The organism is Yinghuangia seranimata (assembly GCF_029953285.1).
Lineage (GTDB): Bacteria > Actinomycetota > Actinomycetes > Streptomycetales > Streptomycetaceae > Yinghuangia > Yinghuangia seranimata.
Genome location: NZ_JASAOI010000043.1, coordinates 14,271 through 34,243, shown reverse-complemented (window position 1 = coordinate 34,243; position 19,973 = coordinate 14,271). Strand labels below are relative to the sequence as shown.

General features: G+C 73.2%; 14 protein-coding genes. 6 read left to right on the top strand and 8 right to left on the bottom strand.

All coding sequences use genetic code 11. The features are described from left to right. Nucleotides 1–2,396: 2,396 nt before the first annotated feature. The 7 genes from QI554_RS26575 to QI554_RS26545 form a co-directional block, all read right to left on the bottom strand. Nucleotides 2,397–2,729, bottom strand: coding sequence for a small basic family protein (locus tag QI554_RS26575; protein ID WP_235051704.1), 333 nt, complete (start codon nucleotides 2,727–2,729; stop codon nucleotides 2,397–2,399). Beyond that, nucleotides 2,726–3,847, bottom strand: a complete 1,122-nt coding sequence (locus QI554_RS26570) for a DUF881 domain-containing protein (RefSeq protein ID WP_281473045.1) — start codon at nucleotides 3,845–3,847, stop codon at nucleotides 2,726–2,728. Before QI554_RS26570 ends, QI554_RS26575 begins: the two co-directional genes overlap by 4 nt. A gap of 48 nt (nucleotides 3,848–3,895) precedes the next feature. Further along, entirely contained in the window at nucleotides 3,896–6,391 is a 2,496-nt protein-coding gene (locus QI554_RS26565; protein ID WP_281473043.1) for a sugar phosphate nucleotidyltransferase, read from the bottom strand. Nucleotides 6,392–6,482: 91 nt separating this feature from the next. Next, nucleotides 6,483–7,142, bottom strand: coding sequence for a cardiolipin synthase ClsA (clsA, locus tag QI554_RS26560; protein WP_281473041.1), 660 nt, complete (start codon nucleotides 7,140–7,142; stop codon nucleotides 6,483–6,485). 23 nt (nucleotides 7,143–7,165) lie between these two features. Then, nucleotides 7,166–8,488 carry a glycosyltransferase 87 family protein gene (locus tag QI554_RS26555; RefSeq protein WP_281473040.1) on the bottom strand — a complete coding sequence of 441 codons (1,323 nt, stop codon included), beginning with the start codon at nucleotides 8,486–8,488 and terminating at the stop codon, nucleotides 7,166–7,168. Nucleotides 8,489–8,547: 59 nt separating this feature from the next. Beyond that, nucleotides 8,548–9,981 carry a glycosyltransferase 87 family protein gene (locus QI554_RS26550; protein WP_281473037.1) on the bottom strand — a complete coding sequence of 478 codons (1,434 nt, stop codon included), beginning with the start codon at nucleotides 9,979–9,981 and terminating at the stop codon, nucleotides 8,548–8,550. Nucleotides 9,982–10,104: 123 nt separating this feature from the next. Continuing rightward, nucleotides 10,105–12,096, bottom strand: coding sequence for an acetoacetate--CoA ligase (locus QI554_RS26545; RefSeq protein WP_281473034.1), 1,992 nt, complete (start codon nucleotides 12,094–12,096; stop codon nucleotides 10,105–10,107). A 142-nt stretch (nucleotides 12,097–12,238) separates the two neighbouring features. Between QI554_RS26545 and QI554_RS26540 the strand changes: the two genes are divergently transcribed. The 6 genes from QI554_RS26540 (at nucleotide 12,239) to QI554_RS26515 (ending at nucleotide 18,740) form a co-directional block, all read left to right on the top strand. After that, nucleotides 12,239–13,168 carry an AurF N-oxygenase family protein gene (locus QI554_RS26540; protein WP_281473032.1) on the top strand — a complete coding sequence of 310 codons (930 nt, stop codon included), beginning with the start codon at nucleotides 12,239–12,241 and terminating at the stop codon, nucleotides 13,166–13,168. 143 nt (nucleotides 13,169–13,311) lie between these two features. Further along, the gene (locus tag QI554_RS26535; RefSeq protein WP_281473031.1) at nucleotides 13,312–13,755 is read left to right on the top strand and encodes a Zn-ribbon domain-containing OB-fold protein; all 444 of its coding nucleotides are present in this window, start codon (nucleotides 13,312–13,314) and stop codon (nucleotides 13,753–13,755) included. Then, nucleotides 13,752–14,945, top strand: a complete 1,194-nt coding sequence (locus QI554_RS26530) for a lipid-transfer protein (RefSeq protein WP_281473029.1) — start codon at nucleotides 13,752–13,754, stop codon at nucleotides 14,943–14,945. Before QI554_RS26535 ends, QI554_RS26530 begins: the two co-directional genes overlap by 4 nt. Before the next feature lie 103 nt (nucleotides 14,946–15,048). Continuing rightward, the gene (locus QI554_RS26525; RefSeq protein WP_281473027.1) at nucleotides 15,049–15,921 is read left to right on the top strand and encodes an amidohydrolase family protein; all 873 of its coding nucleotides are present in this window, start codon (nucleotides 15,049–15,051) and stop codon (nucleotides 15,919–15,921) included. Nucleotides 15,922–16,112: 191 nt separating this feature from the next. Beyond that, complete coding sequence (locus QI554_RS26520) at nucleotides 16,113–16,355, top strand: hypothetical protein (protein ID WP_281473025.1); 243 nt, start codon at nucleotides 16,113–16,115, stop codon at nucleotides 16,353–16,355. A gap of 78 nt (nucleotides 16,356–16,433) precedes the next feature. Continuing rightward, nucleotides 16,434–18,740: an FGLLP motif-containing membrane protein gene (locus tag QI554_RS26515; protein ID WP_281473024.1), complete on the top strand. Its 2,307-nt coding sequence runs from the start codon at nucleotides 16,434–16,436 to the stop codon at nucleotides 18,738–18,740. Between the two features lie 24 nt (nucleotides 18,741–18,764). Here QI554_RS26515 and QI554_RS26510 read toward each other — a convergent pair whose 3' ends face one another. Continuing rightward, the gene (locus QI554_RS26510; RefSeq protein ID WP_281473023.1) at nucleotides 18,765–19,745 is read right to left on the bottom strand and encodes an LLM class F420-dependent oxidoreductase; all 981 of its coding nucleotides are present in this window, start codon (nucleotides 19,743–19,745) and stop codon (nucleotides 18,765–18,767) included. Between the last annotated feature and the right edge of the window lie 228 nt (nucleotides 19,746–19,973).

Genomic DNA, 19,973 nt, shown 5'->3' with positions numbered 1-19,973 from the left:
GCGATCGCCCGAGGCGTATGCCGCCCCCGCTGCCCGGGACCGCCGGTGCCCGGGGCGTGCCGACGACGCTGAGGGTCGGCGACGGTGTCCAACTCCGCGGTGTCACCAAGATCCGACCGCTGAGCCCCACGCGGTCCGGACCCCACACCCGCACCGGGCCCAACGGACCCGTCGGACACCCCCTGCCCACCACCCGCGCGACGACCGCGCCGAGGATCGGCAACGGCACCCAGCTCAGTGGTGTCACCAAGATCAGCCCGCTGCGGCCCACGCTGCGTGCCAGGCGGCACAGGACCGCCACCACGCGGCCCCGGCTGCCCGGGCCCCGACGGGGCACCAGGCCCACCGGCAACGCCCGGCTGCTGAGGCACCTGCGAGCCACCGGAGGCAGCGCCTCCGCCCCGAGGCCCACCACCTGGCTGCGGCCCAAGCTGCACGGGACCGCCCGCACCCGGAGCATGCCGCCCCCGGTGCCGCAGGTCCGCGCCGGGACCGTGCGGGCCGGGACCTTGCGGGCCGACAGGACCGTCGGCGGACCCAGGCCCACCGGGCGCACCAGCGCCCGCGGCCTGCGCGGGACCACCCGCACCCGGAGCATGACGACCGTGATGCCGCAGGTTGGCGGTGGTGTCCCCCGAACGGGCCGACCCCCCGCCGTCAGCGGCGGAAGGCTGCTGAGACGCCCGCGAGCCGCCCTCAGGCACGCCCATGTTGTCGGCCCCGGACCGCCGAGGCCCACGCTGCGCACCAGGCGTAGAAGCGCCACCAGGCTGCGGCCCACGCTGCGCCGGGCCAGCGGCCCCCGGAGCGTGGCGACCGTGATGCCTCAGGTCGGCCGTAGAGCCCGAACGCGGCGACCCGTCGGCGTCGGGCTGCCGGGGCACACCGGAGGCACCCGACGGACCGCCCCCGGGCCCGCCCTGGGCAGCTCCCGGCACGCCACCGACCTGGAACGGGTCGACCACGGAACCCTGCTCCCCCGCGCCGGCGGAACCCGGCCGCTGAGAACCTCGCTGCGCACCCGGGGCACCAGCACCACCAGGCTGCGCGGGGCCGACCGCGCCCGGGGTGTGTCGGCCATGCTGCCGCGGGTCGGCTACAGAGCCCGCCGAACCCGGCGACTCGCCGGCGCCAGGCTGCTGCGGTACCTGCCCCGACGGGGCGCCCCCGCCGCGCGGTGCACCCTCCGGACGCCCTCCAGGCTGCGCAGAGCTGGAACCCGCGCCTTCCCCAGGCCACGGCCCACGCTGAACCGGGCCCGCACTCGCGTCGGGCGCGCCCGTACCGTCGGGGCCGCGCAGGCCATCGGCGGGCTGGGGGCCACGCTGGGCACCTGGCAGCAGGAGGCCACCAGGGTGCGCTCCATGCTGCACACCAGGCGCGGGAGCACCCCCCTCAGGCCCACGCTGTGCGGGGTCCGCACTCGTGTTGGGCGCAGCCGTGCCGTCGGGGCCGGGCAGGCTGGGGCCGGGGTGGGCGCCGGGTTGCGCCGGGTGGCGCGGTGGCGTCGTGGTGCTGCGCGGGGACGACGGGGCGTTCCAGTACGGGGAGGGGCGGTTGGCCAGGTCGTCGGGGCCCTGGTCGGGGGCGTCCGGGTCGTCCGTTGGGTCGTCGGCGGGGTCGAAGTCCTCCGGGTCGTCGAGGAAAGGCGGGTTGTCGAAGGGGGCCGTGTAGGCCGGGCCCAGGGAGGCGCCTACAGGGCGGCGTGGGAGGGGGCCCAGGCCGTTGCCGGGGGCGGGGGTGGGTGCCGGGCCGCTGGCGCCGCTGGGCGCGGGGCGGTCCGAGGCTCCGCCGAAGCCGGTGGCTTGGGGGGCCTGGGGCTCGATGCCGCCGCTCAGGCCGGTGCCGCCGCTCAGGCCGGCACCGGTGCCGGTGCCGCCGCTCAGACCTGTCCCCGCGCTCGGGGCGGTGCTGCCGCTCGGGCCGGTGCCTGCGGTCGGGGCGTAGGGGTCGTCGGGGCGGCCGGCGCCGGGCCTCGGGACTCGCAGTTGGGCCGTGCCGCCCGTCGGGTCAGGGGGCGGCAGGGGGCGCTGGGCGCGCAGTTGGGCGGTGCCTCCGGGCGGTGTCGACTCGTCCTCGTCATCGTCGGCGTACAGCTGTTCCCGCAGGTCGCGGTCGCGGTGGTACAGGTCGACGGGGTGGTGCTGGTCCGACGACGGGTCGAGCGACGGGTCGGTTTCCGGGTCGGGGGTCTCGTCGGCTTCAGCGCGGTCGCGGAAGGTCCGGAAGGCGGGCGGCTCCGGGCGCGAGCGCCGGTCGGCCCGTCGGTCGGCCCGCGGCGCGTCTGACCGGTGGTCGGCCTGCGACGCGTCGGAGGCGTGGTCGGCCCGTCGCTCGTCGGGGCGGTCCTCGTCGCGGGGCTCGCGGGGCTCGTCGCGCATGTCGTCGGTCTCCCGTCAGGCCCGGAAGACGTGCCGGCGGATCGCGGCCGCGTTGGAGAAGATCCGGATGCCGAGCACGACCACCACACCCGTCGAGAGCTGCGCGCCGACGCCGAGTTTGTCGCCGAGGAACACGATGAGTGCCGCGACAACGACGTTGGAGAGGAAGGAGACGACGAAGACCTTGTCGTCGAAGATGCCGTCGAGCAGCGCCCGGAGGCCGCCGAACACGGCGTCCAGGGCGGCGACGACCGCGATGGGCAGGTACGGCTCAAGCTCGTGGGGGATCACCGGGCGGGCGAAGAACCCGACCACGACGCCCAAGACCAGGCCGAGTACCGCGATCACGCTTGTCCTTCCTCCGGCGCCGGCACGGTCGTCCGTGCCGCCGCGTTGTTCGACGGGCGTCCGCTGCCGGTGGGTTTCCCGGTCTTGGACGGGGTGGGCGTACGCGGTGTGGCGGTGCCCGTGGGGGTCTTGCCGCCGGTGGCCCCCGGCGTGGGGGTGGGGGACACCGTACCGGTAGTCGGCGTCCCGCTCGGGGCGGGCGCCGGCTGGGGTGTGGGTGTGGTGCTCGGCGGCGGTGCCGCGCCTTCCGGTTGGGCGACGTGGAGTGTCAAACCGATGGCCGCGGGCAACTTGATGGTCTTCTGCGTGCCGATGGTGGCGCGGATGCCGTACCGCTCGCTGAGCGCGTGCAGGTAGCGGCCGTCCTTGCCGTCCTGGAAGGCGACCTGCATCTTCTTGCCGTTGCCGATCGCGAGGACGGTGTACGGCGGGGACAGCGGCCGGTTGTCGACGAGGATGGACGCGCCGGCCGCGCGGATCGCCGAAAGCGCGGTCAGGCGCTGCCCGTTGATCCCCATGGCTTCGGCGCCGGCCTCCCACAGCCCGTTGACCACGCGTTGCAGGTCGCGGTCGAGGACGCGGCCGTTGGCGAGCGATTCGGCGGCGCGCGGGTCCTTGTTGGCGCCGTCCTGGTCGGTGGACTGCGGCGCGTCGTCGACGACGACCTTGAGGCCGGGGCCTTCGACGGGGTCGGCGCCGGTGACCATGGCGAGGAGTTCGACGCGTTTGACGGCCTCGGGGGTGAGGTTGCGGTCCTGGAGCCCGTCGACGCGGTCGCGCAGGGCGCTGACGTCGTCCTGGAGCTTGTCCGCCGCGTCCTCGCGGGTGTGGATGCGGTTGATGAGGTCCTGGCGCTCCTTCTCCGCCTGGGGTGCCGCGGCGCGGACCTGGATCGCGGCCATGGTGACCACGATCGCGATCAGGCCCACGCCGAGCGCGACCAGGAGCTTGGCGGCGGGCGCCTTGCTGAGGGCGCCGCCTTCGCCGCGGACGGCGCGGCGGGCGGTGGCCTCGGCGTACCCCTCGTCGAGGCTGTGATCCATGATGTTGATCAGCAGCGACATCGAGGCGTCGGGACGCCGGTAGCGGGCGTCCTCGGGCGTCGATCTCGGCGTCATGGGGGCCATCGTTCCATGTCGGCCCTGGTCGCCGCCTCGAGGGCCCGGTCAGTCTCCCGCGCGCTCGACCACCGCGGCCCATTCGTCGAGGAGTTCGCGTGCCGCGTCGTCGTCGGGGCCTTCGGCCCACAGGTGGGTGACGGCTTCGGCGACGTCGGGGAGCACGAGTACCCAGCGGCCGTCGGACTCGACGACGCGGACGCCGTCGGTGGTGTCGATGCCGCGCTCCCCCGCCGCTTCGACGACGGAACGCATGACCATGCCCTTGGCGGCCCACGGCGTCGGGACGTCGCGGCGCATCACGTGCGCACGCGGGATGCGCGCGTCGATCTGACTGAGCGTCAACTGAGTGCGGGCGACGAGGCCGATGAGCCTCACGAACGCGGCGGTGCCGTCGAAGACGGTGCTGAACTCCGGGACCACGAAGCCGCCGCGGCCGTCGCCGCCGAACACGGTGCCGTCCTGCGCGGCGACGCGCGCGAGGTCGTCGGGCGACGTGGTGGTCCACCGCACCTGGACCCCGTGGTACGCGGCGACCTGTTCGGCGATGCGCGTCGTGGTGACCGGCAACGCGATGCGCCCGCCGCGTCGTTCGGCGGCGACCAGGTCGAGGAACACCAGCAGCGCACGGTGGTCGTCGATGATGCGGCCGCGTTCGTCGACGAGCGACATGCGTTCGCCGACGGGGTCGAAGCGGACGCCGAAGGCCGCGCGCGCGGAGGACACCATCTCGCCGAGCCTGATCAGGCCGGCGGCGCGGTCCTCGGCGGTCTCGGTGGGGCGGGCGTCGTCGAGTCCGGTGTTGACGGACAGCGTGTCGATGCCGAGCCGGCCGAGCACGCTGGGCAGCAGCAGCGACGCGTTGCCGTGCGCCGCGTCGACGACGACCTTGAGCCCGGAGTCGTAGACGCCGGAGATGTCGACGGTCTTGAGCAGCGTGCCGGAGTAGCTGTCGAAGGGCCGTGCCGGGAAGGTGAGTTCGCCGATCTCGCCGGGGAACGCGCGGCGGTACTCCTGGCGTCCGAAGACACGGTCGAGCTTGCGCTGCGCGGCCTGGGACAGGTCGGCGCCGCGTTCGTCGAAGAACATGATGTCGACGGAGTCCGGGACGCCCGGCGTGGTGCGGATCATGATGCCGCCCGCCGATCCGCGCGCGGTCTCGGTGCGGGCGACCGGCATGGGCACGTTCTCCAGGTCGCGCACGTTGATCGCGCTGGCCTGGAGCGCGGAGATCACCGCGCGCTTCAGCGCACGCGCGCCACGCGAGTGGTCGCGCGCCGTGGTGACGGTGGCGCCCTTCTTCAGCGTGGTCGCGTAGGCGCCGGCGAGGCGGACGGCGAGTTCGGGGGTGATCTCGACGTTGAGGATGCCGGACACGCCGCGCGGCCCGAACAGGTTCTTCTGCCCGCGCGACTCCCAGATGACCGAGGTGTTGACGACGGCGCCGGCCTCGATGGTCTTGAACGGGTAGACGCGCACGCCCGCCGCGACCAGCGACTCCTCCTCGATGAGGCACTCGTCGCCGATGACCGCGCCCTCGTCGATGCGGGCGGCGCGCATGACGTCGGTGTTCTTGCCGACGACACAGCCGCGCAGGTTGGTCTGCGGGCCGACGTACACGTTGTCGTGGACGACGGCCTTGTGCAGGAACGCGCCGCGCTTGACGACGACGTTGCTGCCGAGGACGGTGTGCTCGCGGATCTCGACGCCGCCCTCGACCTTGGCGTAGTCGCCGATGTAGAGCGGGCCCTTGAGGACGGCCTCGCGGTCGACCTCGGCGCCTTCGGCGACCCACACGCCGGGCGCGAGCTCGAAGCCGTCGATGTCGACGTCGACCTTGCCGTCGAGGACGTCGGCCTGCGCCTTGACGTAGGACTCGTGGGTGCCCACGTCCTCCCAGTAGCCCTCGGCGACGTAGCCGTAGATCGGCTTGCCCTCTTCGAGGAGCTTGGGGAAGACGTCGCCGGACCAGTCGACGCTGACGCCGGGGGCGACGTAGTCGAAGACCTCCGGCTCCATGACGTAGATGCCGGTGTTGACGGTGTCGGAGAAGACCTGGCCCCAGGTCGGCTTCTCGAGGAAGCGGTCGACGCGGCCCTCCTCGTCGATGATCGTGATGCCGAACTCGACGGGGTCGGGCACGCGTGTGAGGCACACGGTGACCATGGCGCCCTTGGCGCGGTGGTACTCGACGAGCTCGGTGAGGTCGAAGTCGGTGAGCGCGTCGCCGGAGATGACGAGGAAGGTGTCGTCCCGCAGCGCCTCCTCGGCGTTCTTGACGCTTCCCGCGGTTCCGAGCGGGGTCTCCTCGTTGGCGTACGTCAGGCTCATGCCGAGCTCTTCGCCGTCGCCGAAGTAGTTCCGGACGAGCGAGGCGAGGAACTGGACGGTGACGACGGTCTCGGAGAACCCGTGGCGCTTCAGCAGCCTGAGCACGTGCTCCATGATCGGCCGGTTGACCACCGGCAGGAGCGGCTTGGGCATGCTGGAGGTCATCGGGCGCAGCCGGGTTCCCTCACCACCGGCCATGACGACGGCCTTCATCGAGTCACGTCCTCCTATCGCTTCGTTGCCCGCGCGGTGCGGCCTCCTTGAGCGAGGGGGCCGGCGCGGGCCGGCAGGCGCGGGAGCCGTGCTACGCGTACCCGGTCCCGGCCTGTTTCACCGCGGCCACCAGGCGTCTGGCTTGCACCGCGTACAGGACTCCTGCCCACCAGTACAGGGCGATACCCCACCACGCGAACGCCCAGCCGAAGATCGCCGCGAGAGTTGCGACACGTCCCGTGCTGTCGCTCAGCAGCAGGAGCGGGAAGGCGTACATGAGGTTGAACGTGGCCGCCTTGCCGACGAAGCTGACCGGCAGGAGGCCGTAGCCGTACGCCCGCAGGTACGGGAACAGCGCGGCGATGAACAGCTCGCGGGCGACCAGCAGGCCGGTGACCCACAGCGGCAGGATGTCCCGCGCGGTGAGGCCGACCAGGGTGGACAGGATGTAGAGCCGGTCGGCGGCGGGGTCGAGGATCTGGCCGACCCGGCTGACCTGGTTCCACTTGCGGGCCAGCTTGCCGTCGAGCCAGTCGGTGAAGCCGGACACCATGAGGATGACCAGCGCGATGACGTCGTGCTTGGGCCCGCCGAAGCGCGGCCACAGGATCAGCCACAGGAAGACCGGCACGCCGAGCAGCCGCCCGAAGCTGAGCAGGTTCGGGATCGTGAAGACCCGGTCGGTGGTGACCGTGGTGCCGGACGGGGGTTGCGACCCGCCGGATGCGTTGGGCGCGGGCGCCTCGACCACTCGCTACTCCCGGTTACTCCAGCTCAGGGCGGGCTCCCGCCGCCGTTTACGGACGCTCCCACCGTATCGGTGCGGGGCCGGGCGGCCACCGCATCCCCCTCGGAGGTGCGCGGTGCGGCGCGCGCGGCGAGCCCGGCGGCGGTGGCGACGAGCGCGGCGCCGGCCAGCAGGTAGCCGTTCCCGAGCAGGGTCTGGAGGGCGGTCCACCGGTGCTCGCGGCCCTGCTCGTACGGCAGCCGCCACAGCAGCCCCTGCGGGGTGAGCGCGGCGGTGCCGGGCCGGGCCATGGGCCACGCGAAGGCGAGGAGGACGAGGCCGACCGGAAGGGCCGCCCACAGGGCCCGCCGGGCCGGTCCCGCGGCCCGCGCGCCGCGTACCAGCGCCGTGTGGGTGAGCAGCACCAGGAGCGGCGCGGCCCACACCCAGTGGTGGGTCCAGGAGATCGGCGAGACCAGGAGCCCGGTGACGCCGCAGGTGACGACGCCGGCCAGCTCGCGGCCGCGGCGGGACAGCAGCGCGGCGGCGGCGAGGCCCACGACGGCCGTCGCCCCGGCGAGCAGCAGCCACAGAGCCTGCTCGGCGGGGCCGCTGCCGAGCAGACGGCGCAGCATGCCGTTGAACGACTGGTTGGAGATGAAGTCCTGGCCGACGTTGTCGCCGACGTCGATCGCGCCGAACCAGTAGGTGCGGGACGCGCCCGGGATCAGCGCCCAGCCGGCCGCGACGGTGGCGAGGAAGGTGCCGGTGGCCACCGCGGCGGCGCGGAACCGGCGGGTGACCAGCAGGTAGGCGATGAAGATCGCGGGGGTCAGCTTGAAGCCGGTGGCGAGTCCGACGCCGGCGCCCTTCCACGGGCGCCGGTCGGGCTGGGCGAGGTCGAGCACGACGGCGGCCATCAGGATCACGTTGACCTGGCCGAAGGCGAGCGTCTGCTGGACCGGTTCGAGCCACAGGGCGGCCCCGGTGACGGCGAGTGTGGCCCCGACGCGCCCGGCGTCGCGCCGGTGGCCGAGCATCCCCCAGGACACCCACACGACGGCGGCCAGCCCGCCGAGGGTGAGCCCGGTGACCAGCAGTTTGAGGGCGGCGAAGCCGAGCGGCAGCTTGTAGAAGACGAGCGCGGCGAACGGCGGGTAGATGAACGGCAGCCCGGCGTCGCCGAAGCGGTGCGTGTAGAGCCGGTGCTGGGCGCGGGACAGGGACGCCGCGGCGTCGTCGTAGACCTGGAGGTCGAGGAGGCGCCACAGCAGGTCGGGGTGGTGGCGCACGGTCCACACCCAGGCCGCTCCGGCGATGCCCGCGATGAGCACGCCGACAGGGAGCCAGATCCGCGCCGAGAGGGACATGCGACGCATCATGGCGCCGGGCGGGCCGGGCCCGCCATGCGCTTAACCCGTACGAGCGACTACCCCGTAGGGGCGACGCTGGCGGGTTCGGGAAGGCGCCCGTCGGCGGCCTCGGAGACCTCGGGAACCGCGGCGGTGGCGGCGCTGAGGTTGCGCAGGACCCACCAGGACACGACAAGCAGCAGCGCGATGCCGGCGAGCACATAACTGTTGCCGACGAAGAACTGCCACACGTTCCAGCGCCGCTCGCGGTTGCCGTCGCGCGGGACGAGCCACATCAGGCCGAACGGCTGCAGCGCCCAGCGGTCGTCCCAGTGGCCCTGCTGGTTGATCTTCATCGGCCACGAGGCGTAGAAGACGAAGAACGCGGCGGTGGCCCACCACCACAGCCGGGTGCGGTGCCGGAGCGCGGCGTCCACGAGCAGGATGAACGCCGGGATCACCCACACCCAGTGGTGCGACCAGGCGATGGGCGACACGATCAGGCTCAGCGTGCCGACGATCACGACGCCGAGCAGTTCGCGTCCCGCGAGCGAGGCCTTCGCGGCGGCGACCATGGCGATCACGACGATCGCGGCGACCAGCACCAGCCACACGACGGACACCGCGGTGTCGTTGTGCAGCCAGCGGGTCAGCATGCCCTTGAGCGACTGGTTGTTGAGCGTTCCGACGCTGAGCGTGGAGTTGACCCGGCCGCTGATCTCGCCGATGTGGGTCCAGTACTTCGTCGACGCGTGGGGAAGCAGGGCGAGTCCGAGCAGCGCGGTGGCGGCGAAGCCGACGACGGCGGCGGCGGCCGTGCGGAAGCGACGGGTCATCACCAGGTAGACGATGAAGATCGCCGGGGTGAGCTTGAAGCCGGCGGCCATACCGATGCCGATGCCCTTCCACCAGCGGGAGTCTGGCTGCGCGAGGTCGAGCATGATGACCGCGAGGAGCACGAGGTTGACCTGGCCCCAGATGAGCGTCCAGGACACCGGTTCGAGCCACACGACGGCGGCGAACGTGAGCAGCGCCATGCCGAGCCGGCCCGCGCTCTTGCGGTAGCCGAGCATGCCCCAGGACGCCCAGCTGACCGCGAGCACGGACGCGAAGCTGGTGATCGTCATGAGCCACTTGAGGCCGCCGAAGCCGAGCGGGAGCAGCTTGATGAAGACCAGTGCGGAGAACGGCGGGTAGATGAAGGGGAGTCCGTCCGCACTTCCGAACTTGCCCCCGAAGTTCGCTTCGTAGAGGACGTCCTCGCCGTTGAGGTGCTCCTTGTGCGCGGCGTCGTAGTAGACGTTCAGGTCGATCATGTTCCAGAAGACCCGGTGCTGCGCGATCGACCACCAGATCCACACGCCGAGGGTCAGCAGCGCCGCCGCGACGGCGACGACGAGGAACCGGCGGCTACGCGGTGCGTCCTTGTCCTTCTCCGCGTTGTACGGGGTCCGGAGCGCGAGGGTGAGGAGCTCGCGGCAGGACGTGACAAGCACGCGGTGGAAGGACATGGGTGTTGGAGACTCCTGTGACACGGAAGGGCCGGAGGTACGGCCGCCGGTCAGGATATCGGCAGGCCCCACGCCCGGTCCGACGCACTCCGGGAAACCCCGGTCCGGAGGGTCACAAGCCGGTTAACTTCTCTTCATACGCTCGGCCCCGACCCGGGCGTAAAAGCGCAGGATCTCCACATCGTCGACGGACCCGGGGTTGACCGCCTCGTCGAGGGCCCGGCCCTGGAGGAGCTTCTTGACGGGGATCTCGATGCGCTTGCCGGTGAGGGTGTGCGGGACGCCGGGGGCCGCGATGATCTCGTCGGGGACGTGCCGGGGCGAGACCTGGGTGCGGATGGCGTCGTTGATGCGGTCGCGCAGCGCGTCGTCGAGCTCGACGCCGGGTGCGGGGACGACGAACAGCGGCATCCAGTAGCCGCCGTCCTCCTGCTCGATGCCGACCACGAGGGACTCGGCGATCTCGGGGATGCGCTCGACGGCCTCGTAGATGTCGGCGGAGCCCATGCGGACGCCCTGCCGGTTGAGGGTGGAGTCGGAGCGGCCGTGGACGACGACGGTGCCGCGCGAGGTGAGCGTGATCCAGTCGCCGTGCCGCCACACGCCGGGATAGGTGTCGAAGTACGAGGCCCGGTAGCGGGCGTCGTCGGGGTCGTTCCAGAACCGCGTGGGCATGGACGGCATGGGCGCGGTGATGACGAGTTCGCCGACCTCGTCGACGACCGGGTGGCCGGCCTCGTCCCAGGCCTCGACGGCGCAGCCCAGCAGCCGGGCCTGGAGCTCGCCGAGGTGGACGGGCAGGGTCGGGACGCCGCCGACGAAGGCGCTGCACACGTCGGTGCCGCCGCTGACGGAGGCGAGCCAGACGTCCGGGACCGCCGCGTCGTACACCCAGCGGAAGCCGTCGGGCGGCAGCGGTGAGCCGGTGGTGCCGACCGCGCGCACGCGGGACAGGTCGTGGGTGTCGCGGGGGCGCAGGCCGCGCTTGCCGCAGGCCATGACGTAGGCGGCGGAGGTGCCGAAGACGGTGGCGCCGCTGCGTTCGGCGACGGTCCACTGCGCGTCGGGGCTCGGGTACCCGGGGCTGCCGTCGTAGAGCACGACGGTGGCGCCGACGAGCAGGCCGCCGACCAGCAGGTTCCACATCATCCAGCCGGTGGAGGTGTACCAGAAGAAGCGGTCGCCGGGGCCGAGGTCGAGGTGCAGGGCGTTGTGCTTGAGGTGCTCGACGAGGATGCCGCCGTGGCCCTGGACGATCGCCTTGGGCAGGCCGGTGGTGCCGCTGGAGTACAGGATCCACAGCGGGTGGTCGAAGGAAACCTGGGCGAAGGCGGGGGCGTGGTCGCCCTTGGCGAGGTCGTCCCACAGCAGCGCGCCCTCGGGGGCGTCGGTGCCGAGCAGCGGGATGTGCACGGTGTGCCGGAGTGTGGGCAGTTCGCGGGTGAGCTCGGCGACCTCGGCGCGGCGGTCGATCTCCTTGCCGCCGTAGCGGTAGCCGTCGACGGCGACGAGGACGACGGGCTCGATCTGCTGGAGGCGGTCGAGGGCGCTGCGGGCCCCGAAGTCGGGCGCGCAGGAGGACCAGACGGCGCCGACGCTCGCGCACGCGAGCAGGGCGACGACGGCCTCGGGGATGTTGGGCAGGTAGCCGGCGACGCGGTCGCCGCGGCGCACCCCGAGCGCGTCGAGGTGGTGGGCGACCGCGGCGACGGCGCGTTCGAGCTCGCCCCAGGTGACGGTGCGCGGTTCGAGGGCCTCGTCCAGGTGGACGATCGCGGCCTCGTCCGGGTGGGTGTCGGCGCGGCGCAGCGCGTGCTCGGCGTAGTTGAGCCGGCCGCCGGGGAACCAGCGGGCGCCGGGCATCGCGGGGTCGGGGAGGACGGCGGTGGGCGGCGTGCTGAAGGCGACGTCGAAGTAGTCGCAGACGTCCGACCAGAAGCGTTCCGGTTCGGCGACGGACCACGCCCACAGCGCGGCGTAGTCGGCGAACGGCGCGAGGCCGTGGCGGGTGGCGACGTAGTCCGCGAACGCGGTGACGCGCGCGGCGCGCACGCGCTCGTCCGAGGGCTGCCAGAGGATCTCCGGGACGGCCGGCGGCCGGGGCACGTCAGACATGGCCACATGTTGACACGGGGGCACCTCAGGGGGGATGTTACTTGCGGTAACACCCCCCGGCGGGGCGCGCCTGCCCGCGCCCCGCCGGGCCACACCTGCACGCCATCCCTGGTTTCAGCAAGGACGACGAGGAGGGCCGGGCATGCCGGTCAAGTACGCCGCCAAGGACCGCGAGCTGGTCGCGGAGCGCCTGCTCGCCGCCTCCGCGAAGAACTCGTTCGACCCGCTCACCGAGATCGACTGGGACGCGCCCCTGCTGCCGGACACCTTCTTCATCAACGAGAAGCGCGCCACGCTGTACGGCACCCGCACCTGGGAGCGCATGAGCCACCAGCAGCGCGTCGACCTGACCCGGCACGAAGTGGCCAGCACGGCCAGCGTCGGCATCTGGTTCGAGGTCATCCTCATGCAGCTGCTCATCCGGCACGCGTACGACCAGGACATGACGAGCCGTCACGTGCAGTACGCGTTCACCGAGATCGCCGACGAGTGCCGGCACTCGACGATGTTCGGCCGGATGGTCGAGAAGTTCGAGGCGCCGAACTACGGGCCGGGCAAGCACGCCCACGAGCTCGGCCGGATCATGAAGACGATCGGCTGGGGCATCCAGACCTTCGCGGCGGCGCTGATCGCCGAGGAGATCCTGGACACCGCGCAGCGCGAGATGATGCAGGACGAGACGATCCAGCCGCTGGTGCGCGGCGTCTCCCGCATCCACGTGATCGAGGAGGCCCGGCACGTCCGCTACGCGCGCGAGGAGGTCGTGCGCCGGGCGCCGCGCCTGAACGCCGCCGAGACGGCCTTCACCCGCCTGGTGATCGCCCGGTCGGCGCACATCATCGCCAACCACCTGATCCACCCGAACGTCTACGCGTCGGTCGGCCTGGACCCCAAGCTCGCCCGGCGCGAGGCGCTGGCCAATCCGCACCGCAACCAGACGATGCGCGAGTGGGGGCGCCGCCTGGTCGCGTTCTTCGAGGAGAACGACCTCATGGGCGGTCCCGGCCTGGCGCTGTGGCGGCGCTCGGGCCTGGTCGCGCCCGACTACCGGCCGCCGGCGAAGGCCGTGTGAGCATCGCTACTGCCCACCACCTTGCCCCGGGTAACTGACGTACCGTCAGAATAGGGCGGGGGCCCGCTCGGCCCCTGCCCGAGCAGCAGCCTCGACCGCGGTGCGGAGAGGACTGCCCCCGAGACGCTAAGGAGGCCCAGGCGATGAAGGACCACAAGCCTGTGGTCCCCGGCTGGTTCACCCAGGACGACGAGGACTTCCGCCTCCTCGGCACCCGGTGTACCGCCTGCGGGACCGTGTTCTTCCCCCGGCAGGACACGTTCTGCAAGAACCCCGCGTGCGCGGGCCGGGAGTTCGAGGAGGTGCGGCTCTCGGGGCGCGGCACCGTGTGGTCGTACACGAACGCCGGCTACCGGCCGCCGGCGCCGTACGTCTCGGACCCGGACGCCGAGTGGGTGCCGTTCACCATCGTCGCCGTGCAGCTCGCCGAGGAGGGCATGATCGTGCTCGGCCAGGCCGAGCCCGGTGTCACCGTCGACGACCTCACGGTCGGCGCCGAGGTGGAGATCGTCCCCGGCGTGCTGTACGAGACCGACGAGCAGGTCTACACGACCTGGAAGTTCAAGCCGGCGGGAGGTGCGGCATGAGCCGCGAGCGCGAGGTCGTCGTCCTCGGGGCGGGCATGCACCCGTGGGGCAAGTGGGGCCGCAACTTCGTCGAGTACGGCATCAAGGCGGCGCAGGACGCGCTGGCCGACGCCGGCCTGGAGTGGCAGGACATCCAGTACGTCTCGGGCGCGGACACCATCCGCAACGGCTACCCGGGCTTCGTCGCGGGCGCCACGTTCGCCCAGGCGCTCGGCTGGACCGGCGCGCGGATCAGCAGCGCCTACGCTGCCTGCGCGTCCGGCTCGCAGGCCATCGCCAACGCCCGCGCGCAGATCCTGGCCGGCCTCGTCGACGTCGCCCTGGTCGTGGGCGCCGACGCCGCGCCGAAGGGCTTCTTCGCGCCCGTCGGCGGCGACCGCCCGGACGACCCGGACTGGGTGCGCTTCCACGTGCTCGGCGCGACCAACCCGACGTACTTCGGCCTGTACGCGCGCCGCCGCATCGACCTGTACGGCGCGACGGTCGAGGACTTCGCCAAGGTCAAGGTGAAGAACGCCAAGAACGGCCTGCACAACCCGAACGCCCGCTACAAGAAGGCGTTCACGCTCGAGGACGTCGCGGCCTCCCCCGTCGTCGCCGACCCGCTGCGCCTGATGGACATCTGCGCGACCTCCGACGGCGCGGCCGCGGTGGTGCTGTGCAGCAAGGAGTTCGCGGCCAAGCGGACGACGAACCCGGTGCGGATCTCGGCGGTCTCCACGGTCACCCCGACGTTCCCCAGCGCGGTCATCGAGATGCCGGACATCGCGACGGACTCCTCAGCGGCGGTCAAGCCTAACGAGCTGTCCTTCCGCGCGTCGCTGGCGCACGCCGCCTACGAGGAGGCCGGCCTCGGCCCCGAGGACCTGAGCCTCGCCGAGGTGTACGACCTGTCCACCGCGCTGGAGCTCGACTGGATCGAGGACCTGGCGATCTGCGGGCGCGGCGAGGCGGAGAAGCTGCTGCGCGACGGCGAGACCGAGATCACCGGCCGGATCCCGGTCAACGCGTCGGGCGGCCTCGGCTCGTTCGGCGAGGCGGTGCCGGCGCAGGCGATCGCCCAGGTGTGCGAGCTGACGTGGCAGCTGCGCGGCCAGGCGGGCGCCCGCCAGGTCGAGGGCGCGCGCGTGGGGATCACGGCGAACCAGGGCCTGTTCGGGCACGGGTCGTCGATCATCGTGACGCGATAGCCGTACGCCGGCCGTAGACCGATCTGCATGTAAAGCGACATATCACCGGTGTCCCGGGGGCCTGCCGGCCTTCGGGGCACCGGCGTTTCCGGAAGGTGCGCACATGGGATTCCCGTCCGACATCGGCGTCGTCGACCTGCTGATGGGCCTGCCGAACAAGGACCGCCGGTGGTGGGCGACCGCGATGGCCGGGACGCTGCGGGACGAGGACAGCCGCAGCGGCATGACCCACCCGGCCGGATACATGTACAAGGACCTCCCCGAGGTCGAGCGCTCCGACAGCTCCGCCGACGACCTGCTCCGCGAGATGGACCGCTTCGGGATCGAGAAGGCGCTGGTCCCCGTCGCGTTCGAGGACGAGGGCACCCTCGACGCGGTCCGCCGGCACCCCGACCGGCTGCTCGGGAGCTTCCAGGTCGACCCGACGCGCGTCATGGACGGCGTCCGCGCCCTGCGGCGGGCCCGCGAGGAGGCCGGGGTGGTCGCGGCCTCGTTCTTCCCGTGCGGCTGCACTCCCCCGGTCCCGGTCGACGACCGGCTGGCCTACCCGCTGTACGCGACGTGCGTCGACCTCGGCCTGCCGGTGTTCGTGAACGCCGGCATCCCCGGGCCGCGCGTCCCGGCGACCGCGCAGGACGTCATCCGCTTCGACCAGGTCTGCTACGACTTCCCCGAGCTGACGGTCGTGATGCGGCACGGCGGCGAGCCGTGGTGCGACCTCGCGGTCAAGCTGATGCTGAAGTGGCCGGGCCTGCACTGGTCGTCGTCGGCGTTCGCGCCCCGGCACTACCCGCGCGAGATCGTCGACTACGCGAACAGCCGGGGCGCGGACAAGGTCATGTACGCGGGCTACTTCCCGTACGGGCTGACGCTGGACCGGATCTTCGGGGAACTGCCGCAGGTGCCGTTCAAGGACGAGGTCTGGCCGAAGTTCCTGCGGGGCAACGCGCTGCGGGTGCTGGGGCTCGACGGCTGAGCCGCGCGGGCCGCGCGTGGAGCCGCACGCCCGTTCGGGCGCGTCCGAGCCGGTGCGGGCGCGCGGCCGGACGAATGAAAGCGGTCGCACGTCCGTCTGACCGGTCGGCTCCAGGCAAGCCCGGCGGCAAGCGCGGTCCGGGCCGGGTCGCGCACCGCCCGCGCGCAGCGCCCGAGTTCGGAGCGAAGCCCATGTCCGAGACCCCCACCGCTCCCCCGTCCACCCGACCGGCCGCGGGCGCGCCCCACGCGCGGCCGACCGCCCCGACGCCCGCCCGACGCGCGACGCGCAAGCCCCACGACGTCGTCCCGGTACGCCGCCGCCGGACGCCGACCGGCGTCTCGGCGCACGCGTGGGTCGTCCCGGCCGTGCCCTACGGGCCGCGCGGCGCCGGGCGCCCCGCGAACGGCACGACAGCGGCGCCGCCGTTCTGATATACGACTCTCCGAAGATCATTCGGACGCGCGGGGAGCGCGGCCGGCCGGGCGCGGGCGAACGGGGAGCGGCGGTCCATGGGCGTATTCGGCGTGCGGCGACGGAGGTTCGCCTACGGCGCGCTGGCGGCGGTGTTCGCGGCGGGACTCGCCGCGGCCGCCCCGAACCCGGCGTCCGGGGCGGACTCGTCCCTCGACCGCGGGGCGCGCCTCGAGGTCGCCCCCGCGACGGTCGGACGGGGCGACACCATGGAGATCAAGGGCACGGGCATGCGCGGCTGCCCGACCGGCCGTGTCGACGTCGTGCTGGTGCAGGGGCCGGCGCGCGGCGGGAACGCCTCGCCGACGGTGACCCTGGTCGCCGCCGGGCTCCCGATGAACGACGCGAACGGCTACGCGTTCACGCTGCGGCACACCCTGGCCCGCACGGGCTTCGGGGCGGCCGGCCAGAACTCGGTGGAGGCATCCTGCGAGGGCGAGTTCGTGTCGTACCGGCACACCTCCGCGAGCGCGTCGTTCGCGGAGCCGGACGAGGCGGCCGGCGACCCGCGGCACGCGCCGGCCACGCCACCCTCATCGCTCCGCGCGGCGGGGGCCGACGTCGTCGTCGAGCCCGCGTCGGGGCCGCCCGGCACCGAGGCGGTGCTGTGGACCGGGAAGACGTGTCCGCAAGGTCAGTCGCAGGTCGAGCTGAGCTTCAGCAGAAGCGTTCAGTGGGACCAGATGCCCTTCACGCCGACGCGCGTTCCCGTCGTCGGCGCCCCGACCGACGGGCCGCCGACGGCGGTGGCGTTCACCGTGCCCGTCGACGGCAAGCGCGGCCCGCACACCGTCAAGGTGCCGTGCGAGGTGGACACGTCCGGTGTGAAGAGCTGGCTCACCGCCACCTTCACCGTCTCCCCTCCCGAGTTGACCGTCACCCCCGAGCAGCCGGCCGCCGGCTCCACCGCCCGGGTGCAGGGCCGCTACTTCACCGGCTGCGCCGCGGCCCCGCCCGGCACCCGCGCCGAGCTGGCCGTCAACCGTGCCGGGCGGGAACTGGCCCGGCTGCCCGTCGCACCGGACGGGTCGGTCACGGGCGAGGTGACCGTCCCGAAGGACGCCCAGGGCGACACGACCCTGACCGCCGCCTGCGCGCAGGAGCGGTTCGACGGCACGGCGCAGGCCGTGGTGCGGGTCGGCGCGCCCGGCGCGGGGGCCGCCGCGTCCCACAGCGGCACGGTGTCGCGCTCGGAGGCGCTCGCCGCGGGGCGGTCGGCGGCGTCGTTGGATCTGCCGCGGCCCGCGGACGTGTTCGACGATCCGGCGCCGGTCGTGGCGGCGACGGCCGCGACCGCCGTCGCGCTGCCGATCATCGGGTTCGGCGCCGAGGTGTTCAACCAGACGGTGGAGCGGAACCGGGCGCGGATCCGCCGGTGGCTGCGGCCGGGCGGCACGGCGCCGCGCTCCCGGCCGCGCGTCCCGGCGTTGCAGGTGGCCGTGTTCGTGGTGCTGTCGGCGGTGTTCACGGTGGTCGCCGACCCGGGAGCCGGGCTCGACCGCGGCTCGCTGGCCCTGGCGCTCGCGCTGGTGGTGACGGTGCCTTTGGGCGTGCTCGCGTACTCGGGCAGCGCCGAGCTGTACCGGCGCCGGGTGAGCGGGATTCCGGCGCTGCCCTCGCTGATTCCCGGCGCGGTCGCCGTGGCGGTCGTCGTCGCGGCGGTGTCCCGGCTGGCGGAGCTGACGCCCGGCTACGTGTTCGGGCTGGTGCTCGCGTTCGGTGCGGTGAAGGCGCGGAGCCTGACACCGGCCCAGGAGGGTCGGGCGGTGGCGCTCGGGTCGGTGCTGCTCGCGGCGCTTTCCGGCGCGGCGTGGCTGGCCCGCGTGCCGCTGAGCGACCACCTGGACGGCGTCGCGCACCCCGGGTTCGGGCTGGTGCTCGCCGAGGACGTGCTGACGCAGGCGTTCGTCGCGGGTGTGGTGGGCCTGGTGTTCGGCCTGCTGCCGCTGCGCGGGACCGACGGCGGCGACCTGTGGGAGTGGAGCCGTACCGCGTGGGCGCTCGTCTACGCCGTGACGGCGTTCCTGTTCGTGCTGGTGCTGGTCGACCCGCAGGGCACGACGGACGGGGGCTCGCGCACGATGCTGCTGCGGGCGGGCGTCGCGTTCGGCGTGTTCTTCGTGGCGACGGCGGCGTTCTGGGCGTGGTTCGCGTTCACGCCCGACCCGCACGCGACGGCTCCGGCGGCGCCGTGGATTCCCCAGCCTCCGCAGGCGCCGCAGGCTGTCCAGCCGCCTCAGGTGCCGCCGGCTCCGCCGCTTCCGACGCTGCCGCCGCAGGCGGGCCCGGCACCGCAGCCGCAGCCGCGGCCGGACCAGACTGGGCAGTCCGGTCCGGCGCAGTAGCGACGGGTCGGCGGGATCCCCGGGTCAGGCCCGCGGGGCAAGCGCCAGCGCGGCCTCGATCGGGTCGGCGTCCGGGCGCGGGTCGATGACGGCCAGAACCGGGACGGTCACCCCGGCGTCGACGTACGCCTGGACGTGCGCGCGGCAGCGCTCCGGCGAGCCGTGCACGAGGAGGTCGTCGACGAGCTCGTCGGGGACCAGTTCGAGGGCCTTCTTCCGGTCCCCGGCCGCCCACGCGTCCCACATCGGCTTGAGCACCTCGCCGCGGCCGAGCCAGCGGTGGAACTCGGCGTACACGGGGACGTTGAGGTACGAGGTGATCATGCGGCGCCCGATCGACCGGGCCAGGACCGGGTCGTCGACGGGGCACACGAAGATCCGCGCGACGATGTCTCTGTCGGGACCGCCCGCGTGCACGTAGGGCACGACGGTGCGCACATCCTCCGCGGACAGCCAGTTGATGATCGCGCCGTCGGCCTCGCGCCCGGCGAGCCGGAGCATTCCCTCGCGCAGCGCCGCGACGAGGATGCGCGGCGGGGTCTGCGGCGGGCGGCTGAGGCGGAAGCCGCGCACGGAGAAGGTCTCGTACTGCTCGGTGACCTTCTCGCCGGTGAACGCGGCGCGCAGGAACCGGACGGTGTCGCGGACCCGCTGGTACGGGCGGTCGAACTCGGCGGCGTTCCACGACTCGACGATGAGCTGCGACGCGGAGCCCACGCCGAGGGTGACGCGCCCGGGGGCGAGTTCGGCGAGCGAGGCGGCGGTCATGGCGAGCACGCCGGGGCCGCGCGTGTAGGGCGAGACGATGGCGGTGCCGAGTTCGACGCGCGGGTCGGCGAGGGCCGCGACGGTCAGCGGGGTGAAGCCGTCGAGGCCGTCGACCTCGGCGGACCAGATGTCGGTGTAGCCGACGTCGGCGAGTTCCCGCACGAGGCGCGGATGGTCGCCCAGCGGGGCGTTGAGCGGGACGGTGATGCCGTACCGGTTCGGGCGCTCGCTGGTCACGTCGGCCTCCGTGTGGGGGTGATCGTGGTGGTCTCGGGGCGCTCTCACAACTACCACACCGGCCGTGCGGGGTCGTCGGGGTCGGCGCGGGGGTGTGGCGAACCCCAAGGGTGCGTCGGGGGCGTGGCGTGCGGGGAGCGGTGTCCGGAACGCCGTCCGCCGACCGGCCGTTGTTCGGTTAGCCGAACGAAGGCGTCGAAAATCACCGCGTTCTGAGATAGCGTCAGG

What these genes read in the sequence shown, in the direction of transcription:
- QI554_RS26570 (WP_281473045.1), bottom strand. Translation starts at nt 3,847, where the DNA reads ATGACGCCGAGATCGACGCCCGAGGACGCCCGCTACCGGCGTCCCGAC.
- QI554_RS26565 (WP_281473043.1), bottom strand. Translation starts at nt 6,391, where the DNA reads ATGAAGGCCGTCGTCATGGCCGGTGGTGAGGGAACCCGGCTGCGCCCG.
- QI554_RS26555 (WP_281473040.1), bottom strand. Translation starts at nt 8,488, where the DNA reads ATGTCCCTCTCGGCGCGGATCTGGCTCCCTGTCGGCGTGCTCATCGCG.
- QI554_RS26550 (WP_281473037.1), bottom strand. Translation starts at nt 9,981, where the DNA reads ATGTCCTTCCACCGCGTGCTTGTCACGTCCTGCCGCGAGCTCCTCACC.
- QI554_RS26545 (WP_281473034.1), bottom strand. Translation starts at nt 12,096, where the DNA reads ATGTCTGACGTGCCCCGGCCGCCGGCCGTCCCGGAGATCCTCTGGCAG.
- QI554_RS26540 (WP_281473032.1), top strand. Translation starts at nt 12,239, where the DNA reads ATGCCGGTCAAGTACGCCGCCAAGGACCGCGAGCTGGTCGCGGAGCGC.
- QI554_RS26535 (WP_281473031.1), top strand. Translation starts at nt 13,312, where the DNA reads ATGAAGGACCACAAGCCTGTGGTCCCCGGCTGGTTCACCCAGGACGAC.
- QI554_RS26530 (WP_281473029.1), top strand. Translation starts at nt 13,752, where the DNA reads ATGAGCCGCGAGCGCGAGGTCGTCGTCCTCGGGGCGGGCATGCACCCG.
- QI554_RS26525 (WP_281473027.1), top strand. Translation starts at nt 15,049, where the DNA reads ATGGGATTCCCGTCCGACATCGGCGTCGTCGACCTGCTGATGGGCCTG.
- QI554_RS26520 (WP_281473025.1), top strand. Translation starts at nt 16,113, where the DNA reads ATGTCCGAGACCCCCACCGCTCCCCCGTCCACCCGACCGGCCGCGGGC.
- QI554_RS26515 (WP_281473024.1), top strand. Translation starts at nt 16,434, where the DNA reads ATGGGCGTATTCGGCGTGCGGCGACGGAGGTTCGCCTACGGCGCGCTG.